Here is a 22,536-nt window from a genome sequence, read left to right on the forward strand (position 1 = left end):
TCAATACGTAATGGCCTGCATTTCGCCGCCCAACGGAATCGCTGGAGCGGTGGCATTGCTGGTCACGATCAGGTCGTATTTGTTGTCCTTGCCCAGACGCCACTGGCCGCTGACCAGAGGCGTCTTGGCGACGTTCTTCACCGGTCCGCCATTCCAGTTGATCGGGCCGACCACGGTGTTGAGATTGGTCTTGAGCAAAGCATCGCGGACGGCTTGGGCGTTGCCGATTTCTTCGGTGCGCTTGAGGATGTCCACCGCCAGTTCGAACAGGGCATGCACGAACCCCAACGGTTGCGTCCACTGCTTGCCGGTCGCCTGGGTAAAGCCCTGGGCCAGTTGCCCGGCGCTGGCGCCGGTCAATGACGAGCTGAACGGATGCGTCGGGCTCCACCAGATTTCGGTCGACAGGTTGTTGCCGGCCTTGCCCAATGCCTCGACTGCCGTCGGGAACAACAAGGCCTTGCCCACCGACACGGCTTTCGGATTGAAGCCTTGTTGCCGGGCCTGGGTCCAGAATGTGCTCAGGTCCGGCGGGATGACCACGCCGGTCACGATCTCGACGTCGGCCTTTTTGAACGCGGCAATCTGCGCGGAAAAATCGTCGGTCAGGCTCTGAAAGCGGCCAGGGTCGATCAGTTGAAAGCCCTTTTGCGCCAGCACCGGCGGGAATCCGAGCTTCTGGTCGCCCCACGCATTGCCGTCGCCGTCATTGGGGAACAGGCCGCCGACGACTTTGTTGGACGGCATCGCCCCCCACATGGCGCTGTAAGTACCGATCACATCTTCCAGGCCCCAGAAAAAGTGGTAGGTCCACTCAAAGCCCTGCTCTGGCTTGCCGCCACGGGTAAAGAACCACGGCTGCCACGGCGCCACCGTGGAGATGCACGGAATTTCGTTGATTTCGCATTGGTCGGACACCGGGTTGGTGGTTTCCGGGGTCGACGACACCAGCATCAGATCGACCTGGTCCGAGAGAATCAATTCGCTCGCCACTTCCGCCGCGCGATTGGGGTTGGACTGGCTGTCCTTGACGATGACCTCCAGGCGATAGGCCTTGCCGGCCACGGTGATCGAGTTCTTCAAGACTTGCCTGAGCGACTCGATGATGTAGTTGTCGGCAGCCGCAAAGGGCGCCAACGGTCCGGTCTGCGGGCTGACATAACCGAGCTTGATCACCCGCTCGCTGCCGATGGCAAAGTTGAACGGCAGGCTCACCAGTGCCACGCCACCGGCCGCAACGCCGGTACTGCGCAGGAAATCACGGCGGGAGAAGTCGCGGCCAAACAGGTTCTTATCATTGTTGTCTGTCATGTAAATACTCCAAAAGCCTGGACGAACAGGGTCGCCACGTGTGGCCGGGCCATCACGCAGGGTCAGGGGTAAACCAGAGAAATCCGTCTAGAAGAAGAAACTGACGTCGAATGACGCAACCACTTGCGAATCCTTTTCGCCGTCGGCATAGGCATCACGGCCGGGGCCCGAATGGATGTCGTAGCGCAGTTCCGGACGCAAGCGCACGTTAGGTGTCGGCGTCCAGGCAAGGTTGGTGGTCACGCCGTAGAAACTGCCCCAGGTCGGATCGGGAATGCCGGTGTGCGGGTCGATATTGGCCATCATCACGTGGACCGGGGCGTCGGTGTAGAACCACTCGGCGCGACTGTTCCACATCAGGTTTTCGCTGAGCTTGTGGTACCAGTTCACGTCCGTGCCATACCAGGTGGCGTCGTTTTTGTTGGCAAACCCGGCGAAAGCGCCCTGCTCTTGCTTGCCGTAATTCAGTTCAAGCGCCACGCGGTTGTTCGGATCGATGACTTGCGAAAGGGTCAGGTAAGACGCCAGGCGCTTGTAGTCGTCATCCTTGGTGCCCGCCGGCAGCGGCGACCCGCAACTGCATTCGGCGAAACTGTCGCCAGCGCCATTGCCGTAGATGTTTTCCCAGTCGATCCAGGTGCCGAAGTCGGCCGAGCGCCAGCGCACGTTGGCGATCACGTCCGGCGAGTGATTGGGATCTTGCAGGTTGTTCCAGCCCTGGACCACGCCCAACTCGAAGCCGAGCATGCTTTCGCCAGGTGCCGAAGGCAGTTTGAACGAGTACAGCGCACCGGCATGTTTGGCCGGGCCGTGCATGAATGAATAGGTGTGCGAGTAGAAGTCGGTCGGTGCCGGGGATGGCAAGGCGAAGCCGATTTCGTTTTCCAGCGGCGTGTGGAAAATCCCGATCATCAACTCCGAGCCGCCGAGCACGGGGAAGTAGAAGTTGACGTAGGCCTGGGCGACCGTGAACGCCGGATCTTCAGGCTTGTTGTCGCGGTTGACGCTCAGGTCTTCGTCCCAGCCGTAAGTCTTGAAGAAGCGTGCGTCCTTGCCGTACAGCGCCGTGACGTTGAACCCCCAGTCCGCTTCCTGTGGCATCGCGCCGGGAAACGGTCCCACGCGGCCGATCACATTGCTCTTGGGTTTCTTTTCCACGGCCAGGGCGAACTGGTTGAGGTTCACACCTTCGTCGGTATTGAAAAAGCTTTGCTTGCTGACGTCATCCGTGCCGTTGTTGTTATAGATCACACCGGCCTGCGCCCAGCCGTAGACCTTGATCCCATGTTCGCGCTCAAGGCTGTCGCCGAACACACTGCGCACCAGCGACCCCATCGGATCGTCTGCTGCCAGAGCCATAGAGGGAAACAAAACGTCGGCACCCAGAACGGGCGCGACCAGGGTTGCTGCGCAAACCCACGCACGAATACTCATACCTGCCTTCCTTATTTTTATCAGGCGCCAATCCCCCGAAGGGGCATGAGGCCGAAAGCAAGGCATGACGTCTTGATGAGCCCTGGCTTGAGCTCCACCCGACCGTTGGCGGATCGTGGTGTTCGGCGTAATGGAGGCTACAAGTCCACCACTGCACCAACAATTCCATTCTCGGCGACATCAGTGTTTGCGTATTCAGAACAATGCAGGCGTCGTTGATCTGGGAAATGACCCCAATCACCTGTAGGAGCTGGCTTGCCAGCGAATGCGGTTATTCAGCCGACAAACAAGTTGCCTGACACACCGCTTTCGCTGGCAAGCCAGCTCCTACATGTTTATCGGTGATCTGAAGATTTGTGGTTATTCAGGCGGATCGAGTTGATCCAGCGCCCGGTTCACCGCCAGCTCGCCGAGCATGATCACTTGTGCAATGCCCAGCAGCGCATTGCGGCTGGTGCCTTGCAGATGATCCACCAGATCGGTGGCCATGACATTGGCCGACGCCAGCGATTCACAGGCATGTACCAGTAAGGTTTCGACATTGAGTTCGGGATTGACGATGAACATGGAAGCGGGTTTACGCGGCGTGGCCATGATGCCGGGGCCGGGGTTGAGGTGATGATCGAGGGCGCGTTCGGCGGCTTCGTGGAGTTTTTGGGAGTCGAGGCTTTCGTACGGGGAAGTGGGATCGGTGTCCGACGGGTTGGGTGTGACTTTGAACATGGAATGGACCTCTAGCGCGAATTATAAGGAACCATCACCCTCGCTACCAAACGAAGGTGGCGGCCACACGCGGGTTGGTAGACCGGTCGCACTAGAACCCGGCGCCCGCAAGGGAGCCCCGCGCATGGCCACCATATAAGACACAGCCAAAAAATGACTGCATTAAGGTGACGCAATGCGCCTAGAACGAAGACGGGCTACCAAACCCGATCGCTGCTGCTTTGCAGCGACCGGCAAACGATAGAACCCGGCTCCAAGACGCACAAGCCGGCGGATTCTGGCGTAGCTGTAGGCAATGACGCAAGCCGCTGTAGCTTGCAGGAAGTAACGCTGACAGCCGTTAAACAACCCTCAGACAGCCCATACAATCCCCTGTAGGAGCTGGCTTGCCAGCGAAAGCGGTGAGTCAGTCAGCATCAATGTTGCCTGATGCACCGCCTTCGCTGGCAAGCCAGCTCCTACAGGGTTCGGGGTGTTGATCAGGCCAGCGGATAGAGCTTGTCATCGAACTGCGACAGCTTCGGAAATACCAGTGGCTGGTCGTCGCTCAAGTGCTGCAAACGCTGGCCGTAATCGACCAGAAATTGCTGGCGTGCCTCCTCACTGATGTACGGCACATGCCAGGCCACGAACGGCTCCAGCACATCAAAACCAACATAAGCCAGCGTGCCACGCAAAATCGGCCGCAACATGTCCTCCAGCGGGCCGTGGATCGCGCCTTCGCCGAACATGTGTTCGCGCCCGCCCAGGGTCACGGTCACCAGCGCTTTTTTGCCAGCCAGGCCACCCTGATCGTAGAAGCGCTTGCCGCCGTAGCAGATGCCTGACACCAGCACCCGGTCGATCCAGCCCTTGAGCATCGCCGGGGCGGAGAACCAGAAGATCGGGAAGTTGAGGATCAGCAGGTCGGCCCACAGCAGTTTGTCCAGCTCAGCCTGGATGTCCGCCGCCAGCGACTGGCTTTTCACGCCCAGACGTTGCTCCAGGGCATAGACCAGGTACTCGGGGTTTTCCCGACTCGAGAAATCCGCGTCGCTGGCCACCGGGTTCCAGTTCATTTTGTACAGGTCGCTGACCTGCACTTCGTGGCCCTGGGCTTCGAGGGTGGCGACAGCCTGGTCCCGCAGGGCGGCGGTGAAGGATTGCGGCTCCGGGTGGGCGTGGACGATCAGTACTTTCATGGCGATTCCTCAGACTTTTTCCAGCGTATCGATTGAAGGTGTGGAGCAGTGGGTGATGAGCAGTTCGAGTCGCCAACCGTCACACCTGGATCGCCTTCACTTCGACGAATTCGTTCAACCCCTCCTCACCCCATTCGCGACCGTTGCCCGACTGTTTGTAGCCACCGAACGGCGCCTGATAATTGAACGCCGCGCCATTGAGGAAGCACTGGCCTGCACGCAGTTGGCGACCCAAATGCAAGGCGCGCTCGGCACTGCCGGCCCAGACGCCGCTGGACAGGCCGAATGGCGAGTCGTTGGCGATCTGGATCGCTTGCGCCTCATCGGTGTAGGGAATCAGGCACAGCACAGGGCCGAAGATTTCTTCCTGGGCGATGCGCATGCGATTGTCGACATCGGCGAACAACGTCGGGCTGACATAGAAGCCGCGTTCGAAAGCCGATGGCGTGTCTCCGCCGCACAGCAGGCGTGCGCCTTCCTGTTGGCCAACCTTGATGTAGTCGAGCACGGTGCGTTTTTGCCCGGCCGAACACATCGGGCCGAGGAAGCTATGCGGGTCGAGGGGATCGCCCATGGGCAGGCTCAGGGTTTCGGCCAGCGCCAGTTCGACGGCCTCGGCGTAGCGGCTGGCCGGCAGCAGCATGCGGGTCAACGCGGTGCAGGTCTGCCCGGAATTGATCATCACGTCCTGCACGCCGTAGCGCACCGCCGCTGCCAGATCGGCATCCTCGGCGATCAGCAGCGGAGACTTGCCGCCCAGCTCCAGGCACACGCGCTTGACCGAAGGCGCCGCCGCTTGCGCGACCCGCACCCCGGCGCCGGTGGAACCGGTGAACGACACCATGTCCACGTCCTGGTGCTTGGCCAGCGCTTCGCCTACTTTCGAGCCCGGGCCGCTGACCAGGTTGAACACCCCGGCCGGCAGGCCGATGTCCTCGATCATCTGCGCCAGCAGGAAGGCATGCAGCGGGGTTTCCTGGCTCGGCTTGACCACTACCGTGCAACCGGCGGCCAGGGCCGGGGCGAGTTTGCCGATCAACTGGTGCAGTGGGTAGTTCCACGGGTTGATGAACGCGCAGACACCCACCGCCTCGCGGATCACCAGCGAGTTGCCGACTTCGCGCACCTCGTCCATGAGATGAGCCAGTTCGATGTACTGCTCAAGGCCAGCGATCGGCCCATCGACCTGCACCGAGCGGCACCATTGCACCGGCATGCCCAGTTCAGTGGTGATGACCGAAGCCATCTCATCGGCACGATTGCGCAGTTGCTCGGCCAGGGCACGGATGTAACCGGCGCGCACGCTGGACGGCGTGCGCGACCATGAAGCGAACGCCCGGCGTGCAGCCGCCACGGCGTTTTCGACATCGAGTTCATCACCCAGCGGCACGCTGCCGCACACTTGTTCGGTGGCCGGGTTGATCACCTCGGCGATGCCCTGCCCCGAAGGTTTCTGCCAGCGACCATCAATAAACAACGCCTTGTGGTTAAGCATGTAGCCGAGCCTCCATCAGTTCTTGAGCACAACGGGCAATGCGCTGGCAGGCATCGCGCAGCGGTTCGGCGCCGACCACCAGACCGAGGCGAATGTGCCCCGCCGCGCTCGGACCAAAGGCCTCGCCCGCCAATACCGACACACCGTGGCGATCCAGCAGACGGTCGGCAAACGCCTGGGCGCTGAGCCCGGTCTGGCGGATATCGAGCATCACGAACATCCCGCCATCGGGTTTCAACGGCCGCACGCCGGGGCAATTGGCCAGGCTGTCGCACACCAGGTCGCGCCGCTGGCGATAGGCTTCGCGCATGGCTTCGAGTTCCGGCAGGTTGCTTTCCAGGGCAATGACGGCGGCGTCCTGAATGAAATCCGGCGAGCCGTAGAGCATGCACAATGCGAGGTTTTCCAGGTGCGCGGCCAGGGATGGCGGCGCCACCACCCAGCCGACGCGCCAGCCGGTCATGGCGTGGGATTTCGACAGGCTGTTGAGGGTCGCGGTGCGCTCGGCCATGCCCGGCAGGCTCGCCGGGCTGATGTGCTCGCCTTCGAACAGCAGTTCGCTGTAGACCTCGTCGGAAATCAGCCACAGGTCGTGGGCGATGCACAACTCAGCCAAGGCGGCCCAGGTGCTGCGCGGCAGGCTGGCGCCGGACGGGTTGTGCGGGCTGTTCAGTGCCAGCGCCCGGGTACGTGGAGTGATGCGCGCGGCGACGTCTTCGGGCAGCACGCGGAAGCCGTTTTCCGAGCGCACCGGCACCGGCACCACCACGGCGCCGCAAGCACCGAACACGGCTTCGTAGGTGACGTACATCGGTTCGGCAACGATCACTTCGTCACCGGGGTTCAGCACGCATTGGGCCACGCTGAACAGCGCACATTGCGCCCCGGCCAGCACGGTGACCTGATCCGCCGAAACGGTTTGGCCGCTGCGTTGATGATGACGCTTGGCAATGGCTTCACGCAGGGCACGCTTGCCGCGCACCTCGGCGTAGTGAGTGTTGCCGCTCAGCAGGCTGTCGATGGCGCCCTGCACGATGGGCTGTGGCGTATCGAAATCCGGATCGCCCACGGACAACAGCAGAATGTCTTCGCCCTGCTCGCGCAGTGCCAGGGCACGGTAATGAATATCCCACGCGGCGGCGCCGTCGCCGGCGATGCGTTGAGTCAGATCGGAAAAGCGCATGGCTTCATCCCCTTAAAATGCAAATCACTGCGCACAGGCGTGCTTGAGTTCGATCAGAGTCACGCCGTTGCGCTTGAAGCCTTGGCGCAGGTCGGTCTGTAACTCGGCCAGGCTTTGCGGCTGGGTCACGGTGCAGCCGAACGCACGCGCGAGGGCGGCGAAATCCGGGTTGCGTGGCAATACGCCGATGGGCTCGATGTCCAGCCCGAGCATGTCGTCGCGGATCTGCCCCAGGGCGTCGTTGTTCCACAGCAGCACCACCAGCGGGCTGTCCAGTTCTTCAACAGCCGTGGCCAGTTCCTGGGCGGTGTAGAGGAAACCACCATCACCTACCAGCACCAGCCCCGGCCGCTGCGGCGCGCCGAACTTGGCGCCGATGCCGGCCGGCAGTCCGTATCCCAAGGTGCCGTAGCCGGTGGGATGCAACCAGCTGCGGATGGCCAGGCTGTCGAAGGCGTAGTTGCCGGTGTAGGCCAGTTGGGTCATGTCGGTGCTGATGAAGGCGTTGTCCGGCAGCTCCGCGGCGATACGGTCGAGAATAGATTGATGGATCGACTGCAGCGGGCCATGGCCGGCCTTGACCGCCTTACGCAGTGCGGCGACCGAGGCAGTGGCTGCGCCGGCGTCGCGTACGTCGGATGGCAGACGCTCAAGCACACCACTGAGGGTTTGTTGTGCATCGCCGTGCAACGCCACCGCGCACGGATAAAAGTCGTTGAACTTGCGCGGGTCGATGTCGACGCGCAGTAGTTCGCCATTGAGCGGCAGGCGTTCACGCCAGTAGTCGGTGTCGGCCATTTCGGTGCCGACCGCCAGCACCACATCGGCCTCGGCGATCAGGTTCCAACCCGGTTCCACACACAGGGACGAACCGGCATTGAGCGGCGCATCCGGTGGCAGCAGGCCTTTGCCAGCGACGCTGGTGAACAGCGGCGCAGCGAACCGGGTGCTGATTTCCTGTAGCTGCGAAGTGGCGTTCAACGCACCGCCACCGGCAATGATCATCGGTCGCTTGGCAGCCTTGAGTTTGGCCACGGCTTGATCGATTGCGCTGGCGGATGCCGGGCCGCGACCCGGGCGACGCACCACCTCATTGCTCCAGTCACGGGCAATCGGCGCCGACAGCACGTCCAGCGGCACCGAGATGTGCACCGGGCGCGGGCGCTCGCTGTCGAACACCGCATAGGCACGGGCAATCAGTTCCGGCAGGTCTTCGGCGGTCAGTGCCACGGCCGAGAACGCGGTGATCGGCGCGGTCATCGCCCGTTGATCCTGGCACTCGTGCAGGCTGCCCCAGCCCTTGCCCAGGCTGGCGCTGTGGTTGACGCTGGAAATCACCAGCATCGGAATCGAGTCGGCGTAGGCCTGGCCGATACCGGTGGCGGCGTTGGTCACGCCGGGGCCGGTGATGACGAAGCACACGCCGGGTTTGCCGCTGACCCGGGCATAGCCGTCGGCCATGAAACTGGCGCCCTGCTCATGGCGGGTCAGCACGTGGCGGATGCCGCTGCCGGGCAAGCCGCGATACAGCTCCAGGGTGTGTACGCCGGGGATGCCGAATACGGTATCGACGCCGTAGTTAGCCAACAGACGCACCAGGGCCTGGCCACCGGTCAAGGTTTTGCTTTGCATGTTCATGTCCTCACTTGTGGCCGAGGCGAATCAACGCATCGACCGCTGTCGTGCCCTGGGCACCGACCAACAATGGGTTCACATCGAGTTCCAGCAGGTGTGCGGCGTTTTCGCAGGAATAGTCGGCGACGGCGCGGATCGCCGTCACCAAGGCGTCCAGGTCAGCAGGCTCGCGGCCACGGAAACCTTGCAGCAACGGTGCGCTGCGCAGGCTGAGCAAGGCATTGCGGATCGCGCCGTCGTTGGTCGGCAGCAACAGGCTGCGACTGTCCTTGAGCAACTCCACCAGAATGCCGCCGGCACCGATCACCAGCGCGAGGCCGAAATCGTTTTCGCGCTTGATGCCGACGATCAGCTCAACCAGGGGCGGCCTGGCCATGGGTTCCAGCAACAGCTGATCGAAGGGTACGCCCGGGGCGTAAGCGGCAATGCTGCTGCGCATCTGCTCCAGTGCAGCACTCAATGCCGCGCCGTCCTTGAGGTTCAGCGCCACGGCACCCGCCTCGGTCTTGTGTGGCAGTTGCGCGCTGACCGCTTTGAGTACCAGCGGATAGCCCAAGGTTTCGGCGTCCTTCAGGGCCTTGTCCGGGGTGCTCAATACGCCGTTGGGCGTTGGCAGGCCAAAGGCTTTCAACGCCTGTTTGGAATCCCATTCGTTGAGCAACTGCCCTTCGCCGTGCAGCGCTTGCGAGCACAGCGGCACCAACGCCGATTCGCCCAAGGCCAGTAACGCCTGACGATTACGCTGATACCTCGCGATGCGACCCCACGCGGCCAAGCCGTCTTCAACGCCTTGCAACGCCGCCACACCTTGCGTATGCAGACGCTCACGGGCATGGGCCGGCAGCAGTTCAGGGAAGGCCGAGGTGACGAAGCCGGTCTTGCCGTGACGTTGCAGTGCCGCGCAGTACAACTCCAGCAGCAGGTCGCATTCCTTGCGCTCGCCGGTGAACTCCGACGGGTAATCGAGCACCAGCATCGCCGCGTCGGCTTCGGTGCGCAGGGCGCTGTCGAGCATGTGGTTCAAGGCTTCGCCGTCGCCCCAGATTGCCGTGGTGAAGTCCAGCGGATTGACCAGGTTGGCATAGGTCGGCAGCACTTGCGCGAGTTCGCCGACCTGCCCTTGATCGAGTTTCGGCAGGCCCAGGTCGTTGCGTTCGGCGTAGTCGGCAATCAGCCCGGCGTCGCCGCCGGAACAGGCCAGCGCGATCAGGCTGTTGCCTGCCGGCAGGTTGCCGCAGGCTGCGGCTTTCAAGGTTTCGACAAAACTCACCGGGCCGCTGACGCGGATCACCCCGAGACGGTCGAACAACGCGTCGTACAGCGCATCGGAACCGGACAGCGAACTGGTGTGACTCAAGGCCAATTCGGCACCGATCTGCGACACACCGGTTTTCAGGGCAATGATCGGAACGCCCTTCTCCAGTGCCTTGTGCGCGGCGCGGGCAAAACCCGGCACGTTCTTCAGGCCTTCCAGATGCAGGCCGATGGCGGTGACGCGCGGCTCGTCGAGCAACACGTCCATCAGTTCAGCCACGCCCAGTTGCGCCTGATTGCCCACCGAGGCCATGTAGGCCACCGGTAGCGAGCGGTCGCTCATGGACAGGTTGTAGGCGAAGTTGCCGCTCTGGGTCAACACTGCCACGCCCTTCTCCACCGCTTTGCCGCCATGGGCCACCGGCCACAGCGCACAGCTGTGCAGGTAGTCGAGCAGGCCGTAGCAGTTGGGGCCGAGCAAGGCCATGTCGCCGGCGGCCTTGAGCAGTTGCTGTTGCAGGGCCTGGCCTTCGGCGCCGGTTTCGGCGAAGCCGGAGGCGTAGCAGATTGCGCCGCCCGCGCCGATGGCCGCCAGTTCGGCCACGCAGGTCAGGGTCAGTTCGCGGTTGGTGGCGATGAATACCGCATCGGGCCCGCATGGCAGGTCGGCGATGTTGCGTACGCACGGCACACCTTCGAGGCTGTCGTGTTGCGGGTTGACCAGCCACATTTGCCCTTGGTAGCCGCCCTCGGCACAGCGCTTGAGGGCGCGGGCCATGCTGCGGCCGCCAACGAACGCCACGTGTTGCGGCGCGAGCATGCGTTTGAGGTTGTCACGAATGGTTTGGGACATGGGAATTCTCCGGGCCGATCAGCGCAGCAGCGGCCGCAGCAGCTCGCGGGAAATGATGTGGCGCTGGATTTCCGAGGTGCCTTCCCAGATTCGTTCGATCCGCGCGTTACGCCAGATGCGCTCCACCGGACCTTCGTCCATCAGGCCCATGCCGCCGAAAATCTGCACCGCTTCATCGGCGGCGCGTCCCAGCACTTCACTGGCGAACAGCTTGGCCATGCCGGCCTCGCCATCGGTCATGGTGCCCTGGTCCATTTTCCAGGCAGTGTGCAGGGTCAGCAGTTCGGCGGCGCGGATTTGCGTGGCCATATCCGCGAGCTTGAACGACACGCCCTGGTAGGTACCGATCGGTTGGCCGAATTGCTTGCGATCCGCCGCCCATTGCAGGGACACATCCAGTGCGCGCTGGGCCTGACCGACGCAGTTGGCCGCGACCATCACCCGCCCGGCGGTCAGCCAGGCGTTGGCCACCTCCCAACCCTTGCCGACTTCGCCCAGCACTTTGCTGGCCGGCACCCGGCAGTCGTCGAAGAACATTTCGAAGGTGTGGTAACCACGGTTGCTCACGCACTTGGGCCCACGGCGGATGGTCATGCCCGGGGTGTTGCGGTCGACCAGGAACGAGGTCACGGCGTTGCGCTTTTTGCCGTTGTGTTCGTAGGTGTCGGTCACGGCGAAGACGATGGCGAAATCGGCATGCCCGGCGTGGCTGATGAAGTGCTTGCTGCCGTTGAGAATGAAGTCGTCGCCTTCACGCACGGCGCGGGTCTTGATCGCGTTGGCGTCGGAACCGGCACCCGGCTCGGTCAGGGCAAAGCAGTCGATCTTCTCGCCCTGGATGCTCGGCAACAGGTAGTCGTTGACCTGATCGCCGGTGCAGGCCATGAGGATTTTCGACGGCCGCGCGACAAACACGTGCAGCGCCCAGGAGACCTTGGACAGCTCACGTTCGATCAACGCCTGGGACAGATAGTCCAGGCCACCGCCGCCTACTTCTTCAGGCATGTTGAAGGCGTAGAAACCGGCGGCGATCGCCTTGCCGCGAATCTGCGCCGCCAGTTCCGGGGAGACTTCGTCGGCGCGGTCGACCTGTTCTTCATAGGGCAGCAGTTCCTTCTCGACGAAGCTGCGTACCGAGTCCACCAACATTTCTTGTTCTTGGGTCAGTTGGAAATTCATGGTGCTACCTGTTGTTCGTTAACGGCGAAATGGGGGGATATGCCAAGAGCTTCGCTGGCAAGCCAGCTCCTACAGATGGGTGTGCAAGCGGATTAGCGGCCGATAAAAGTTGCCGGGCGTTTTTCCATGGCGGCGCGCAGGGCTTCGTTGCCGTCTTCGCTGCGACCGCACAACAGGCCGGCGGCGAGCTCGGCTTGCAGTTGCTCGGCCAGGCTGCGTTCGGCGCCTTCACGCATGAGTTTTTTGGTCTGGGCGAAAGCGAAGGTCGGGCCGGTGGCCAGGCGTGCGGCGAGTTCACTGGTAACGGTCAGCAATTGATCGTCGGCGCAGACTTCGCCGACCAGACCGGCGTCGAGGGCGCGGTCGGCACTCCACAGTTCATCGAGGAACAACAGGCGCTTGGCCTGTTCGCTGCCGATCAAGCGTGGCAGGTGCCAGCTGGCGCCGGCGTCCGGCGAGTACGCCATGCTGGTGTAGCCGGCCTTGAAGCGTGCCGATTGCCCGGCGATGCGCAGGTCGCAGCACAGGGTCAGGTCCATCCCGGCGCCGACGGCGGTGCCGTTGATGGCGGCGATGGTGGGTTTTTCCAGGTTGTGCAGGCGGGTCATCAAGGCGTGGGCGGTTTCTGTCCAGCCGTAGGTTTCCAGCGCGCCACGGGCTTCGGCGTCGGCCCATTCATCGAGGTCGGCGCCGGCGCAGAAGCTGCGGCCATTGCCGGTCAATACCACCACGCGCACCGCTGGATCGGCGTTGAAAGCGTCGAGCAAGCCATGCAGGTTTTTCAGCGTCGGGATGTCCAGCGCATTGCGCTGGGCCGTGCGATTGAGGGTGATCCAGGCAACGCCTGCTTCGACCTGACTGAGCAGCGACGATTGAGTGGTCATGGGAATCCTCGAATTATTGTGATGAGTCTGAGGTGATGCGACTTGAGGCCATACTAAACGAGTGTTCAGTAAGGCGGCAATTGGTAGAAAATCAGCGTGTAACAGCCTGAAAAATTATTTATCTATTTGTTTTAATTGAGTTTATTTGCCGAATCCGGTTCGCTGCACGGATGGCTGTTACAACTTCGAACAAACGGCAACACGCAACCTGTGGGAGCCGGCTTGCCGGCGAAGGCATTTCCAATGTTGGCGCATGACTCAAGGCCGCCTTCGCTGGCAAGCCAGCTCCTACGGGGATCTTCAGTGCAAGCAAGAACTTTGTACGCCACAAAAAAACTGTGGGAGCGAGCTTGCTCGCGATAGCGGTGGATCAGTCAACAGTGATGTTGGACCTGATGCCGCCTTCGCGAGCAAGCTCGCTCCCACAGGCACGTCCCTGTAGGAGCCGGCTTGCCGGCGAAGGCGGTAGGCCAGCCGACATCAATGCTGGAACTGCCGGCCTCTTCGCTGGCAAGCCAGCTCCTACAAGGGAATGTGCTGGATAGAAGGAATTACACAGTCGGCAAGCTCGGCGCCAACGCGCCCTGACGCTTGCGATGGATCAGGAAGTAGGCGCCATAGCACAGCGCAATGAAGCCAAAGCCCCAATACAGCGACGAACGCTGGGTTTCATCCAGGGCCAGGAATACGAACAGCGAGCAGCACAACGTGATGCACATCAGCGGCAATACCGGGAACCATGGTGCGCGGTATTTCAGGTCGCTGAGTTTGCCGCCGTCACGCAAGTACGCCTTGCGGAACTTGTACTGCGCCAGCGCGATGACGATCCAGGTCACGGTGCCGGACATGCCGCTCACCGCCATCAGCACCATGAACAAGGTGTCGGCGGCGACGAAGCTGGTCATCAGCGACACCAGCGCGAAGCACAGGGTGATGCTCAAGGCGCGCAGCGGCACGCCACGCTTGCTCAATGGCGACAGGCTTTTCGGCGCCATGCCGGTTTTCGACATCGCCCACAGGATGCGCGTCGAGGCATACAGGCCGGAGTTGCCCACCGACAGGATCGCGGTGAGGATCACGAAGTTCATCAGGTCGGCGGCGTAGGGAATGCCGACCATGTCGAACACCTGCACGAACGGGCTTTCCATCAGGCCCGCCTGCTGCCACGGCACGATGGCCGACAGCACGATGATCGCCAGCACGTAGAAGATCAGCACGCGGAACACCACGTTGCGCACGGCCCGGGGAATGCTTTTTTCCGGCTGATCGGTTTCACCGGCGGCCACGCCCATGATCTCGCAACCCTGGAACGCGTAGACCACGGTCATCATCACCGCGAACACCGCCGACAGGCCGTTGGGGAACAACGAATCGCCAATCAGGTTGGTCGCCATCGGTGCCGGTGCGCCGCTGCTCAGGGGCATCACGCCGAAGATCACCAGCACGCCAACCACGATGAAACCGAGAATCGCCGCGACCTTGATCCCCGAGAACCAGTATTCCGCCTCACCGAAAGCCCGGGTGGCCATGGCATTGATGCCGAACAGCACCACCACGAACAGCGCCGACCAGTACCAGATCGGCACCGCCGGGAACCAGCGGGTCATCAGCATGCCGGCGGCGGTGAACTCCAGGCCCACGGTGGTGGCCCAGCTCATCCAGTACACCCAGCCGATCATGAACCCGGTGGCCGGGCCGATGTACTTGGTGGCGTGGGTCTGGAACGAACCGGACACCGGCATCTGCACCGACAGTTCACCCAGGCAGACCATCACCAGGTACATCAGGAAACCCGCGACCAGGTAAGCCAGGATCGCCCCCACCGGGCCGCCCTGATTGATGGTCACACCGGAGCCCATGAACAGCCCGGTGCCGATGACGCCGCCCAGGGACAGCATGAATATGTGCCGGCTCTTCAGGGCGCGGGTCAGCTGTATGCCTTTACGGTCAGTGTTTTCGTTCATGTCGGCACCTCAGCAATCGTTGAGGTGAGCAGCGCGCGACAGGACGTCACGGCGCAGGGAGGGATCAGCTTTACGGCAATTCATTATTATTGTCTCCAATAAGCTTCGAAGACCGCGCTGTGGCGGTTGCGTCGATTATTGGAAAGCCATGTAAGTTCGCGTTGACCGTAAAGATCGAAGTTGTACAAAGTCGTAACAAACTTGTACGTCAGCTCTGCAACAAGCCTGTGAGGGTATCGAGCGAGCGCTGCAATTGCTCATCGAGTGCGGGGCTCTGGCGCTGAATCGCCGATTCATCGTTTGCCAGCGCCAAGGTCTCCAGCGTCCTTAACGTGGCGGCCAACGCACGAAAACCCAGTGAGTCACAACTACCGGCCAGGCGGTGAGCCAGTTGCGCGACCTCTGTGCAGTCGTCGTCGGCCATGGCTTCATGCAGCGCATCGCGGTGTTGCAGGATCGAGTCACGCAGCACCGACAGCAGGCCCTGGACCTTTTGCTCGCCGAGCAGGCTGCGATGGGTCTGCAACAGCGGCCAGTCCATTGCCTCATCGCTCGGCGGCGACTCGGCCACAGGCGCATGCCCTTCCAGCACCTGGCGCAGGTTTGCAAGCTTCAAGGGCTTGGCCAGGACACCGTCCATGCCGGCCTCCAGATACCCGCGCACCAGCGCCGGCTGCACGCTGGCGGTCAGGGCGAAGATGCGGGTGTGGCGATTCGGCCCATCGCTGTTGCGGATCTGCCGGCATAACTCGACTCCGCTGATGCCCGGCAGATGCACGTCCAGCAGCATCAGGTCGAACACCTGCGCCGCGCAATATTGCAGCGCCTGCTCTGCCTCTTCGGCCAGCCATACCCGGTGGCCGTCCCGTTGCAGCAAGCCCTTGACCACTTCGCGGTTGAGCGCCACGTCTTCGACCACCAGGATGTTCAGTGCCGGCCCCGCCGCGCGAACCCGCGGGGCCTCTGCCACGCCGCTGGCCGGCTGCAAGGACAGCTCGAACCAGAAACGACTGCCGCGTCCCTCTTCACTGTCCACGCCGATACAGCCGCCCATCTGCTCCACCAGATGCTTGCAGATCGCCAACCCCAACCCGGTGCCACCAAAACGTTGCGCGACTTCCTCGCTGGCCTGGGTGAAACGCTCGAAAATCTTCGCCTGCATCAAAGGGGCAATGCCAATGCCGTCGTCCGTGACACTGACCCGCAGGCGCTTCCCGGTCTGTTCGCCGGTTTCGCCGAGAAGCGCCACCTCGACGCTGACTTCGCCGCCTTCGGTGAACTTGATTGCGTTGGCCAGCAGGTTGCTCAGCACCTGGCGCAGGAACTGCTCGGCGCCGTGGTGATGCTCGGCAATGCGCTGATCGATGCGGCAACTGAGGATCGTATCGTTGTTCAGCGCTCGCGGTTCCAGCAGTGTCAGTACCTCATCGAGCAACTGGCGCAGCGAGAAATCCACCGGCTCGGGATGGCTGACGCCCTCCTCCAGTTTGGCGAAATACAGCACTTCGTTGAGGATCGTCAGCAAGCCTTCGCCGGCCTTGTGCAACGCATCCAGACGCTTGCCATCCTGGGCATCCAGACGCGCGCCACGCAGCAATTCGGCCATGCCGAGGATGCCATTGAGGGGCGTGCGCAGTTCGTGGCTCATGGTCGCCAGAAACCGCGACTTGGCCAGGTTGGCCGCTTCCGCCTCGTCTTTGGCGCGCATCAGGCTGGCGGTACGACGCTCGACCATTTTCAGCAATTCATCGCGGTTGTCCTGCAAGGCCAGGCGATCGGTTTCACGGCGCTCGATGTCCCGCAGGATCGCCCGGCGCATGTCGTCCAGCGCATGGGCCACGGTGTCGATTTCGTCGCTGCCGCGGCGCTTGTCCAAGTGCAGGGGTTCCTGCCATTCACCGACGGCGATGCGCCGGGCGAACTCGGCCATGACTTTCAGGTGCCGGCTCACCAGTCGATAAAACAGGCCCGACAAGGCAACGGCCAGACCGCAGAGGAACACCGCCATCCACAACAGGCTGGTCAAACCGGTGGCGTAGAGTCGTTGGTACACCGCCCCCAGATCGGTACTGACTTCAAGTTCGCCAAGGTTGCGCAACGGGCCGGACGGCGGTTGATAGTCCAGGGCAAAGCGCTCGATACGCAGTGGTCCCGCCGGGGTCGGATTGCCTTGTACCAGGTCGAAATCGGCGCTGGTCAAGTGCACCCGCGCGACGTCGGAGAAGTCCACCAGCCCGCGCAACTGCACGTTCAACTGTTCCTGGTTCAAATCCCAGAGGCTGCGTTCCAGGCTGGCCAGGTAGCCGGCGCGGATCAGCTCCATGCGCGAATCGATATCGCGCATTTCCCGCCGATACTCGATGTACAGTTGCACGCTGCTGGCCAACACGGTGAAGCACAGGCTGAACAATAGAATGAACAGCAACAGGCGCCGTAACAATCCACCGGGACGGGCGCGAATCATTGCGCATCCGCCGGCAGGTTGATCATGTCGCGGTAGGTCACTTCGCTTTCGTTGAGCCAGCGCTCGATGTCACCGGCATCGACCATGCGCTGCAATTGCGCGTTGATCTCGGGCATGCGCTCGGCCAAGGGCGAGCGCCGTGACACGGCAACCCGCAGATAATCCACACTCAAGGCCTTGGGCAAAGCGACGATGTCCTGGCCGCCGGGCAGGTTCTCCACGTACAGCTGGCCGGTGCGTCGCTCCTGGGTGATGAAATCGATGCGCCCGCGAATCAGCTTGCCGAAGTTCTGGCGGCTGTCGGAAACCCATTCGATATTGTTGTTGTGCGCAACCATGCGATCGAACGCCACACCGTAGCTCTCGCCGAACAACAGGCCGCCACGGTAACGAGCCAGGTCTTCCAGTCGTTCGAATGTCACCGGGTGTTGGCGGTTGATGAACAACGCCACTTCTTCACGCAATACCGGCACCGTCGAGAACAGCATGCTTTGCTCCCGTTGCGCAGTGCTGTAGGCCAGCACCACATCGACCCGGCCTTCGGCGGCGTCCAGCAGACAGCGTTTCCAGTTGCCCAGCACGACCATCTCGACCTCGTAACCCAACTGGCCAAACAGGTTTTTCACCACGTTCGGCGCCAGGCCGCGCACCTGCTTGCCGTCACTCCAGGAGATCGGCGGGTAAACCGGGTAATCGCAATAGCGAACCTTGTCCGCCGCGACGGCATGGCAGGCCACCAGCATCGCCAGCAGGCAAAGCCATCGCGCCATCAGCTTCAGGCCGCCACGCCAGCGGTGAACAGGTAACCGGCGCCATGGATGGTGATGATCAACTGCGGTTCGGCCGGGTCGTCGTGCAACTTGCGGCGCAAGCGCCCGACCAGCACGTCGATGGAGCGGTCGTTGGGCACCCATTCGCGGTTGCGGATCTGGTCCATCAACTGGTCGCGGCTGAGGGTGTGGCCGCTGTTGCGCAGGAACACGCTGAGCAACTGGTATTCGCCGTGGGTCAGCAGGGTTTCGCTGCCGGACGCATCGATCAGGCGACGGCGGTCGGTGTCCAGTGACCAATCGGCGAACTGCTTGACCGGCTTGGCCACCGCGACGGCAGGTGCCGGAGTTTGCGCATGCCGGACCCGGCGAATCAGGTTTTTCGCCCGGGACACCAGCTCCCTTGGATTGAGGGGTTTGATCACGTAGTCATCGGCGCCGCATTCGAGGCCGACGATGCGATCGATTTCGTCGTTGCGCCCGGTGATCAGGATGATCCCGACCTCTGAACGCACCCGCAGCTCGCGGGTCAAGGTCAAGCCGTCCTTGCCCGGCAGGCGGATGTCGAGCATCACCAGGTCGACGCTCTGGCTGGCCAGGAAGGTTTCCGCCAGTTCCGCCGTGGCGGCGCAATGAACGTCGTAGCCTTCCTGGGACAGGTAGGCGTGCAACAGATCGCGAATCAGCGGATCGTCATCGACGATCAATACCCGAGGAGTCATCGCTTGGTGTCCGGCATAGGCCCTGGGGGCCAGTTTCTTATTGGAGTGTATTTCTGCATCGGCGCCAGAGAGTATCCAGTACTGAACGACTGATCAACAGTCGTTCGTCTGTATGCAAAAACGCTGGCGTCCGCCGGCCTGTAACCCGTCGACCCAGGCCTCGCAAATCTGGATGCCCTGCTGCGGCGTGAAGGTACCCGAGTTCAGCCCGAACTCCAGCCACAAGCCGTCGAGCAAGGCACTGAGGCTGATAGCCGCGAGGTCGGCGTCGAAGTTTTCCCAGCCCTCCTCCCGGGCCAGTTCCGCCAACACTTTGCGCAGGATGCCACGATACTCGCCATAGGAATGATCGTGGACCTGGTTGATGGCCTCGGCGGTTTTCACCGCGCCCCAGAACGCCAGCCAGGCATCGATCAGTTGCGGATCGAGCAGCTCGGCGGAAAACGACCCGCGGAAAAACGCCGACAAGCGCTCCCGGGCATTCGGCGCGGCTTGCTCCATGGCGTCGCGCAGCAGGGTCATGACCCGCCCGGTGATCGCCAGGTAGGCTTCGGCCACCAGTTCGTCCTTGCCGGAATAGTGATGACTGATCAGCCCCACCGAGACACCGGCCTCGGCGCAAATCTTGCGGATCGACGCGCCCTGGAAACCATGACGCTTGAGGCACACCAGCGTCGCCTCGATCAGGTTGGCTTTGCGCAACTCCGGTTCCATGCGGGAAAAACGGGCTTCCTGATTCATCGGCGACACGCTCCTTGGTTCAATCGTTGAGGCCCGCGCGGGTAAGCGGCGGGCTGAACGACTGTACAGCAAGAGCGGGCCAAGTCTCCAGTCGAGTGTAAGCCAGATGGACCGTGGCGCTCCCATCGCGGGCAAGCCACGCTCCCACAGGATCTCAGTTGCTCGCGGGTTTTGCGTACACCCACAAACCACTGTGGGAGCGAGCTTGCTCGCGATGACGTCAGCCCAGACAGCCGAGGTCTCAGATCAGTCCCGATACCCCGGCGCCACTCGATCCAGCATTCGCAACAACGCCGCCCAGGCCAGTTGCATGGCATCCGGATCACTGAGCTCCCCCTCCTCCAACGCTCGCCCCGGATCATTGAACTGCCGTTCGGTGTGCGCGCAGACCTCGTGCGACGGCAGCACGACTTCCCCGGCGGCTTGCGCGGCCAACTGAATTTCACAGGCTTTTTCCAGGTAGTACATGCGCAGGAACGCCTGGCTCACGGTCTCACCAACGGCCAGCAATCCATGGCCAAGTAAAAATATAAGTTGATTTTTTACTCAAGGTAAATATTTATAGAAAAATAATAACAGCGCCGAAAACCCGGTCTTTCGGCTTCCGCCTGCCTGGAGTACCCGCACCATGCCGACCTCGACATCCGCCTTTGCGCACCTGTTCGAACCCCTGGAGATCCGTGGCAAGCGCCTGAAAAACCGCATCATGTCCAGCGGTCACGACACCTCGATGCCCACCGACAACCTGGTCAATGAGCAATTGATCGCCTATCACCGGGCGCGTGCCGAAGGCGGTGCCGGGCTGATCGTGCTGCAAGTGGCCGGGGTGCATGACAGTGCGCGCTACACCTCCCACGTGCTGATGGCCACCGACGATGCATGCATCGAGGGCTACCGCCAACTGGCGCAAACCTGCCATGCCCACGGCACCCTGGTGTTGTCCCAGGTATTCCATCCGGGGCGGGAAATCATGGAGTCCAGCGATGGCCTGCTGGCGGTGGCCTACTCCGCCTCGTCGGTGCCCAACGAACGCTTCCGGGTGATGCCCCGCGCGCTGGACCAGGCCATGATCGACGAAATCGTCGCCGGTTACGCCGCTGCCGCCCGCCGCCTGCATCAGGCCGGGATCGATGGCGTCGAGGTCGTGGCCAGCCACGGTTACCTGCCGGCGCAGTTCATCAATCCGCGGGTCAACCGGCGTACCGATGGCTACAACGGCGAGCTGGAACAGCGTTTGCGTTTTCTGCGCGAAATCATCAACGCTGTGCGCGCGGCGACCGACGAGCAGTTCATCGTCGGCCTGCGCATCTCTGCCGACGAGCGCGACCCGGAGGGCCTGACCGAAGACGAATCCCTGGCTGCCGTGCAGTCGCTGCAAACGCAGCTCGATTATGTGCACATCGTCGCCGGCACCTCGGCGTCCCTGGGCGGCGCGGTGCATATCGTGCCGCCCATGGCGATCGAAGCGGCGTACCTGGCTAAAGAAGCCGGGACGTTCAAGGCCAGTCTGAACATTCCGCTTTTCGTCACCGGACGCATCAACCAGCCCCAGGAAGCCGAGCTTATTCTGGCTCGCGGCCAGGCCGATGTCTGTGGCATGACCCGGGCGCTGATCTGCGATCCACAAATGCCCAACAAGACCGACACCGGCCGCGTCGAAGACGTGCGGGCGTGCATTGCCTGCAACCAGGCCTGCATCGGTCACTTCCACAAGGGCTTGCCGATTTCCTGCATCCAGCACCCGGAAACCGGGCGCGAATTGATTTTTGGTGAACGTAAACCGACGATCCATCGCAAACGCATCATGATTGCCGGCGGTGGTCCGGCCGGGATGAAGGCTGCCGCCGTGGCTGCGCAACGTGGGCATGAAGTGACCCTGTACGAAGCCAGCTCGCAACTCGGCGGCCAGGTGTTGCTCGCACAATTGTTGCCTCGGCGCAGCGAGTTCGGTGGAGCGAGCACCAACCTGCAACGGGAAATGGAGCTGGCCGGCGTGCGTGTGGTGCGCAATACACGAGTCGACCGGGCACTGGTGGAGCAGGAAAAACCGGATGTGGTGATCGTCGCTACCGGTGCCGAGCCGTATTGGCCGCCCTTCGAGCGCGGTGGTGAATTGCAGGTGGTGGACGCCTGGCAAGTGCTGCGCGATGAAGTACGGATCGGCCGTTCGGTGGTGGTGGTCGACTGGCGTTGCGACTGGATCGGTCCTGGCATCGCCGAACGTCTGGTGCGCGCCGGGCACCAGGTGCAACTGGCGGTCAACGGCACCCATTGCGGGGAAAACCTGCCGCTGTACGTGCGCGATCAACTGGCCGGCGAGCTGCATAAGCTGGGCGTGCCGATCACGCCGTACGCGCGGCTGTATGGCTGCGATGACAACACGGTGTACCTGCAGCACACCGCCAGCGGTGAGCCGATGCTGATGGAAAACATCGACACGCTGGTGCTGTGCCAGGGCCATCAACCGGTGGATACCCTGGGTGCTGAACTGCAAGGGCTGGTGGAGTTACGCCGGATCGGCGACTGCCTGGCGCCGCGCACCGCCGAAGAAGCGATTTATGAAGGCCTGAAAGTCGCGTGGGAGCTTTAAGGCTGTTTATACTCCGGGGCTTTCGCCACAGCACTTTGTAGGAGCTGGCTTGCCTGCGATGGTCGTCAACGATAACGCGTGCTCACTGGATAAACGCGGCGTCTTTGCTTCCATCGCTGGCAAGCCAGCTCCTACAGGGGGCCGTAGGTCGCT

The 22,536-nt window shown here is 62.4% G+C and carries 16 protein-coding genes and 1 pseudogene; 1 reads left to right on the plus strand and 16 read right to left on the minus strand.

All coding sequences use genetic code 11. The annotated features are described in order from the left end of the window. From KGA81_RS06090 to KGA81_RS06165, 16 genes and pseudogenes are all read right to left on the minus strand, one after another. Positions 1 to 1,311, minus strand: a complete 1,311-nt coding sequence (locus KGA81_RS06090; RefSeq protein WP_223545000.1) for an ABC transporter substrate-binding protein — start codon at positions 1,309 to 1,311, stop codon at positions 1 to 3. An 87-nt stretch (positions 1,312 to 1,398) separates the two neighbouring features. Next, positions 1,399 to 2,745 (minus strand): outer membrane beta-barrel protein, encoded by a 1,347-nt coding sequence (locus KGA81_RS06095; protein WP_223545001.1) that lies wholly within the window; start codon positions 2,743 to 2,745, stop codon positions 1,399 to 1,401. Positions 2,746 to 3,105: 360 nt separating this feature from the next. After that, a complete protein-coding gene (locus tag KGA81_RS06100) occupies positions 3,106 to 3,468 on the minus strand; it encodes a DUF6124 family protein (RefSeq protein ID WP_223545002.1) in 363 nt (120 codons plus the stop codon). A 479-nt stretch (positions 3,469 to 3,947) separates the two neighbouring features. Further along, on the minus strand, positions 3,948 to 4,649 hold the full coding sequence (locus tag KGA81_RS06105) for an NAD(P)H-dependent oxidoreductase (RefSeq protein ID WP_223545003.1): 702 nt from the start codon (positions 4,647 to 4,649) through the stop codon (positions 3,948 to 3,950). A gap of 79 nt (positions 4,650 to 4,728) precedes the next feature. Then, positions 4,729 to 6,144 carry an aldehyde dehydrogenase family protein gene (locus KGA81_RS06110; protein WP_223545004.1) on the minus strand — a complete coding sequence of 472 codons (1,416 nt, stop codon included), beginning with the start codon at positions 6,142 to 6,144 and terminating at the stop codon, positions 4,729 to 4,731. After that, positions 6,137 to 7,327, minus strand: a complete 1,191-nt coding sequence (locus KGA81_RS06115; RefSeq protein WP_223545005.1) for a pyridoxal phosphate-dependent aminotransferase — start codon at positions 7,325 to 7,327, stop codon at positions 6,137 to 6,139. Before KGA81_RS06115 ends, KGA81_RS06110 begins: the two co-directional genes overlap by 8 nt. 24 nt (positions 7,328 to 7,351) lie before the next feature. Further along, positions 7,352 to 8,959, minus strand: a complete 1,608-nt coding sequence (locus KGA81_RS06120) for a 5-guanidino-2-oxopentanoate decarboxylase (RefSeq protein ID WP_223545006.1) — start codon at positions 8,957 to 8,959, stop codon at positions 7,352 to 7,354. 10 nt (positions 8,960 to 8,969) lie between these two features. Continuing rightward, positions 8,970 to 11,069 (minus strand): acetate--CoA ligase family protein, encoded by a 2,100-nt coding sequence (locus KGA81_RS06125; RefSeq protein ID WP_223545007.1) that lies wholly within the window; start codon positions 11,067 to 11,069, stop codon positions 8,970 to 8,972. An 18-nt stretch (positions 11,070 to 11,087) separates the two neighbouring features. After that, positions 11,088 to 12,248, minus strand: a complete 1,161-nt coding sequence (locus KGA81_RS06130) for an acyl-CoA dehydrogenase family protein (protein WP_223545008.1) — start codon at positions 12,246 to 12,248, stop codon at positions 11,088 to 11,090. 92 nt (positions 12,249 to 12,340) lie between these two features. After that, entirely contained in the window at positions 12,341 to 13,132 is a 792-nt protein-coding gene (locus tag KGA81_RS06135; RefSeq protein WP_223545009.1) for an enoyl-CoA hydratase/isomerase family protein, read from the minus strand. A 551-nt stretch (positions 13,133 to 13,683) separates the two neighbouring features. Further along, a complete protein-coding gene (locus KGA81_RS06140; protein ID WP_223545010.1) occupies positions 13,684 to 15,096 on the minus strand; it encodes an amino acid permease in 1,413 nt (470 codons plus the stop codon). Positions 15,097 to 15,304: 208 nt separating this feature from the next. Next, entirely contained in the window at positions 15,305 to 17,560 is a 2,256-nt protein-coding gene (locus KGA81_RS06145) for an ATP-binding protein (RefSeq protein ID WP_223545011.1), read from the minus strand. Then, positions 17,557 to 18,330, minus strand: coding sequence for a substrate-binding periplasmic protein (locus KGA81_RS06150; protein ID WP_223545012.1), 774 nt, complete (start codon positions 18,328 to 18,330; stop codon positions 17,557 to 17,559). Before KGA81_RS06150 ends, KGA81_RS06145 begins: the two co-directional genes overlap by 4 nt. Positions 18,331 to 18,335: 5 nt before the next feature. Beyond that, a complete protein-coding gene (locus KGA81_RS06155) occupies positions 18,336 to 19,052 on the minus strand; it encodes a response regulator (protein ID WP_223545013.1) in 717 nt (238 codons plus the stop codon). Between the two features lie 93 nt (positions 19,053 to 19,145). Further along, entirely contained in the window at positions 19,146 to 19,793 is a 648-nt protein-coding gene (locus KGA81_RS06160) for a TetR family transcriptional regulator C-terminal domain-containing protein (protein ID WP_223545014.1), read from the minus strand. A gap of 246 nt (positions 19,794 to 20,039) precedes the next feature. Continuing rightward, a pseudogene (locus KGA81_RS06165) lies at positions 20,040 to 20,318 on the minus strand (class II aldolase/adducin family protein); the annotation flags it as partial. 103 nt (positions 20,319 to 20,421) lie between these two features. Between KGA81_RS06165 and KGA81_RS06170 the strand changes: the two are divergent. Then, entirely contained in the window at positions 20,422 to 22,383 is a 1,962-nt protein-coding gene (locus tag KGA81_RS06170; RefSeq protein ID WP_223545015.1) for an FAD-dependent oxidoreductase, read from the plus strand. Positions 22,384 to 22,536 lie beyond the last annotated feature (153 nt).

The sequence above is a fragment of the Pseudomonas sp. A-B-19 genome (assembly GCF_019947515.1).
Classification (GTDB): domain Bacteria; phylum Pseudomonadota; class Gammaproteobacteria; order Pseudomonadales; family Pseudomonadaceae; genus Aquipseudomonas.

Excerpts from the sequence above, each read along its gene's own strand:
- KGA81_RS06090 (WP_223545000.1), bottom strand. The coding sequence starts at position 1,311 with ATGACAGACAACAATGATAAGAACCTGTTTGGCCGCGACTTCTCCCGC.
- KGA81_RS06130 (WP_223545008.1), bottom strand. The coding sequence starts at position 12,248 with ATGAATTTCCAACTGACCCAAGAACAAGAAATGTTGGTGGACTCGGTA.
- KGA81_RS06120 (WP_223545006.1), bottom strand. The coding sequence starts at position 8,959 with ATGCAAAGCAAAACCTTGACCGGTGGCCAGGCCCTGGTGCGTCTGTTG.
- KGA81_RS06105 (WP_223545003.1), bottom strand. The coding sequence starts at position 4,649 with ATGAAAGTACTGATCGTCCACGCCCACCCGGAGCCGCAATCCTTCACC.
- KGA81_RS06125 (WP_223545007.1), bottom strand. The coding sequence starts at position 11,069 with ATGTCCCAAACCATTCGTGACAACCTCAAACGCATGCTCGCGCCGCAA.
- KGA81_RS06135 (WP_223545009.1), bottom strand. The coding sequence starts at position 13,132 with ATGACCACTCAATCGTCGCTGCTCAGTCAGGTCGAAGCAGGCGTTGCC.
- KGA81_RS06145 (WP_223545011.1), bottom strand. The coding sequence starts at position 17,560 with ATGATTCGCGCCCGTCCCGGTGGATTGTTACGGCGCCTGTTGCTGTTC.
- KGA81_RS06150 (WP_223545012.1), bottom strand. The coding sequence starts at position 18,330 with ATGGCGCGATGGCTTTGCCTGCTGGCGATGCTGGTGGCCTGCCATGCC.
- KGA81_RS06100 (WP_223545002.1), bottom strand. The coding sequence starts at position 3,468 with ATGTTCAAAGTCACACCCAACCCGTCGGACACCGATCCCACTTCCCCG.
- KGA81_RS06115 (WP_223545005.1), bottom strand. The coding sequence starts at position 7,327 with ATGCGCTTTTCCGATCTGACTCAACGCATCGCCGGCGACGGCGCCGCC.
- KGA81_RS06155 (WP_223545013.1), bottom strand. The coding sequence starts at position 19,052 with ATGACTCCTCGGGTATTGATCGTCGATGACGATCCGCTGATTCGCGAT.
- KGA81_RS06140 (WP_223545010.1), bottom strand. The coding sequence starts at position 15,096 with ATGAACGAAAACACTGACCGTAAAGGCATACAGCTGACCCGCGCCCTG.
- KGA81_RS06110 (WP_223545004.1), bottom strand. The coding sequence starts at position 6,144 with ATGCTTAACCACAAGGCGTTGTTTATTGATGGTCGCTGGCAGAAACCT.
- KGA81_RS06160 (WP_223545014.1), bottom strand. The coding sequence starts at position 19,793 with ATGAATCAGGAAGCCCGTTTTTCCCGCATGGAACCGGAGTTGCGCAAA.
- KGA81_RS06170 (WP_223545015.1), top strand. The coding sequence starts at position 20,422 with ATGCCGACCTCGACATCCGCCTTTGCGCACCTGTTCGAACCCCTGGAG.
- KGA81_RS06095 (WP_223545001.1), bottom strand. The coding sequence starts at position 2,745 with ATGAGTATTCGTGCGTGGGTTTGCGCAGCAACCCTGGTCGCGCCCGTT.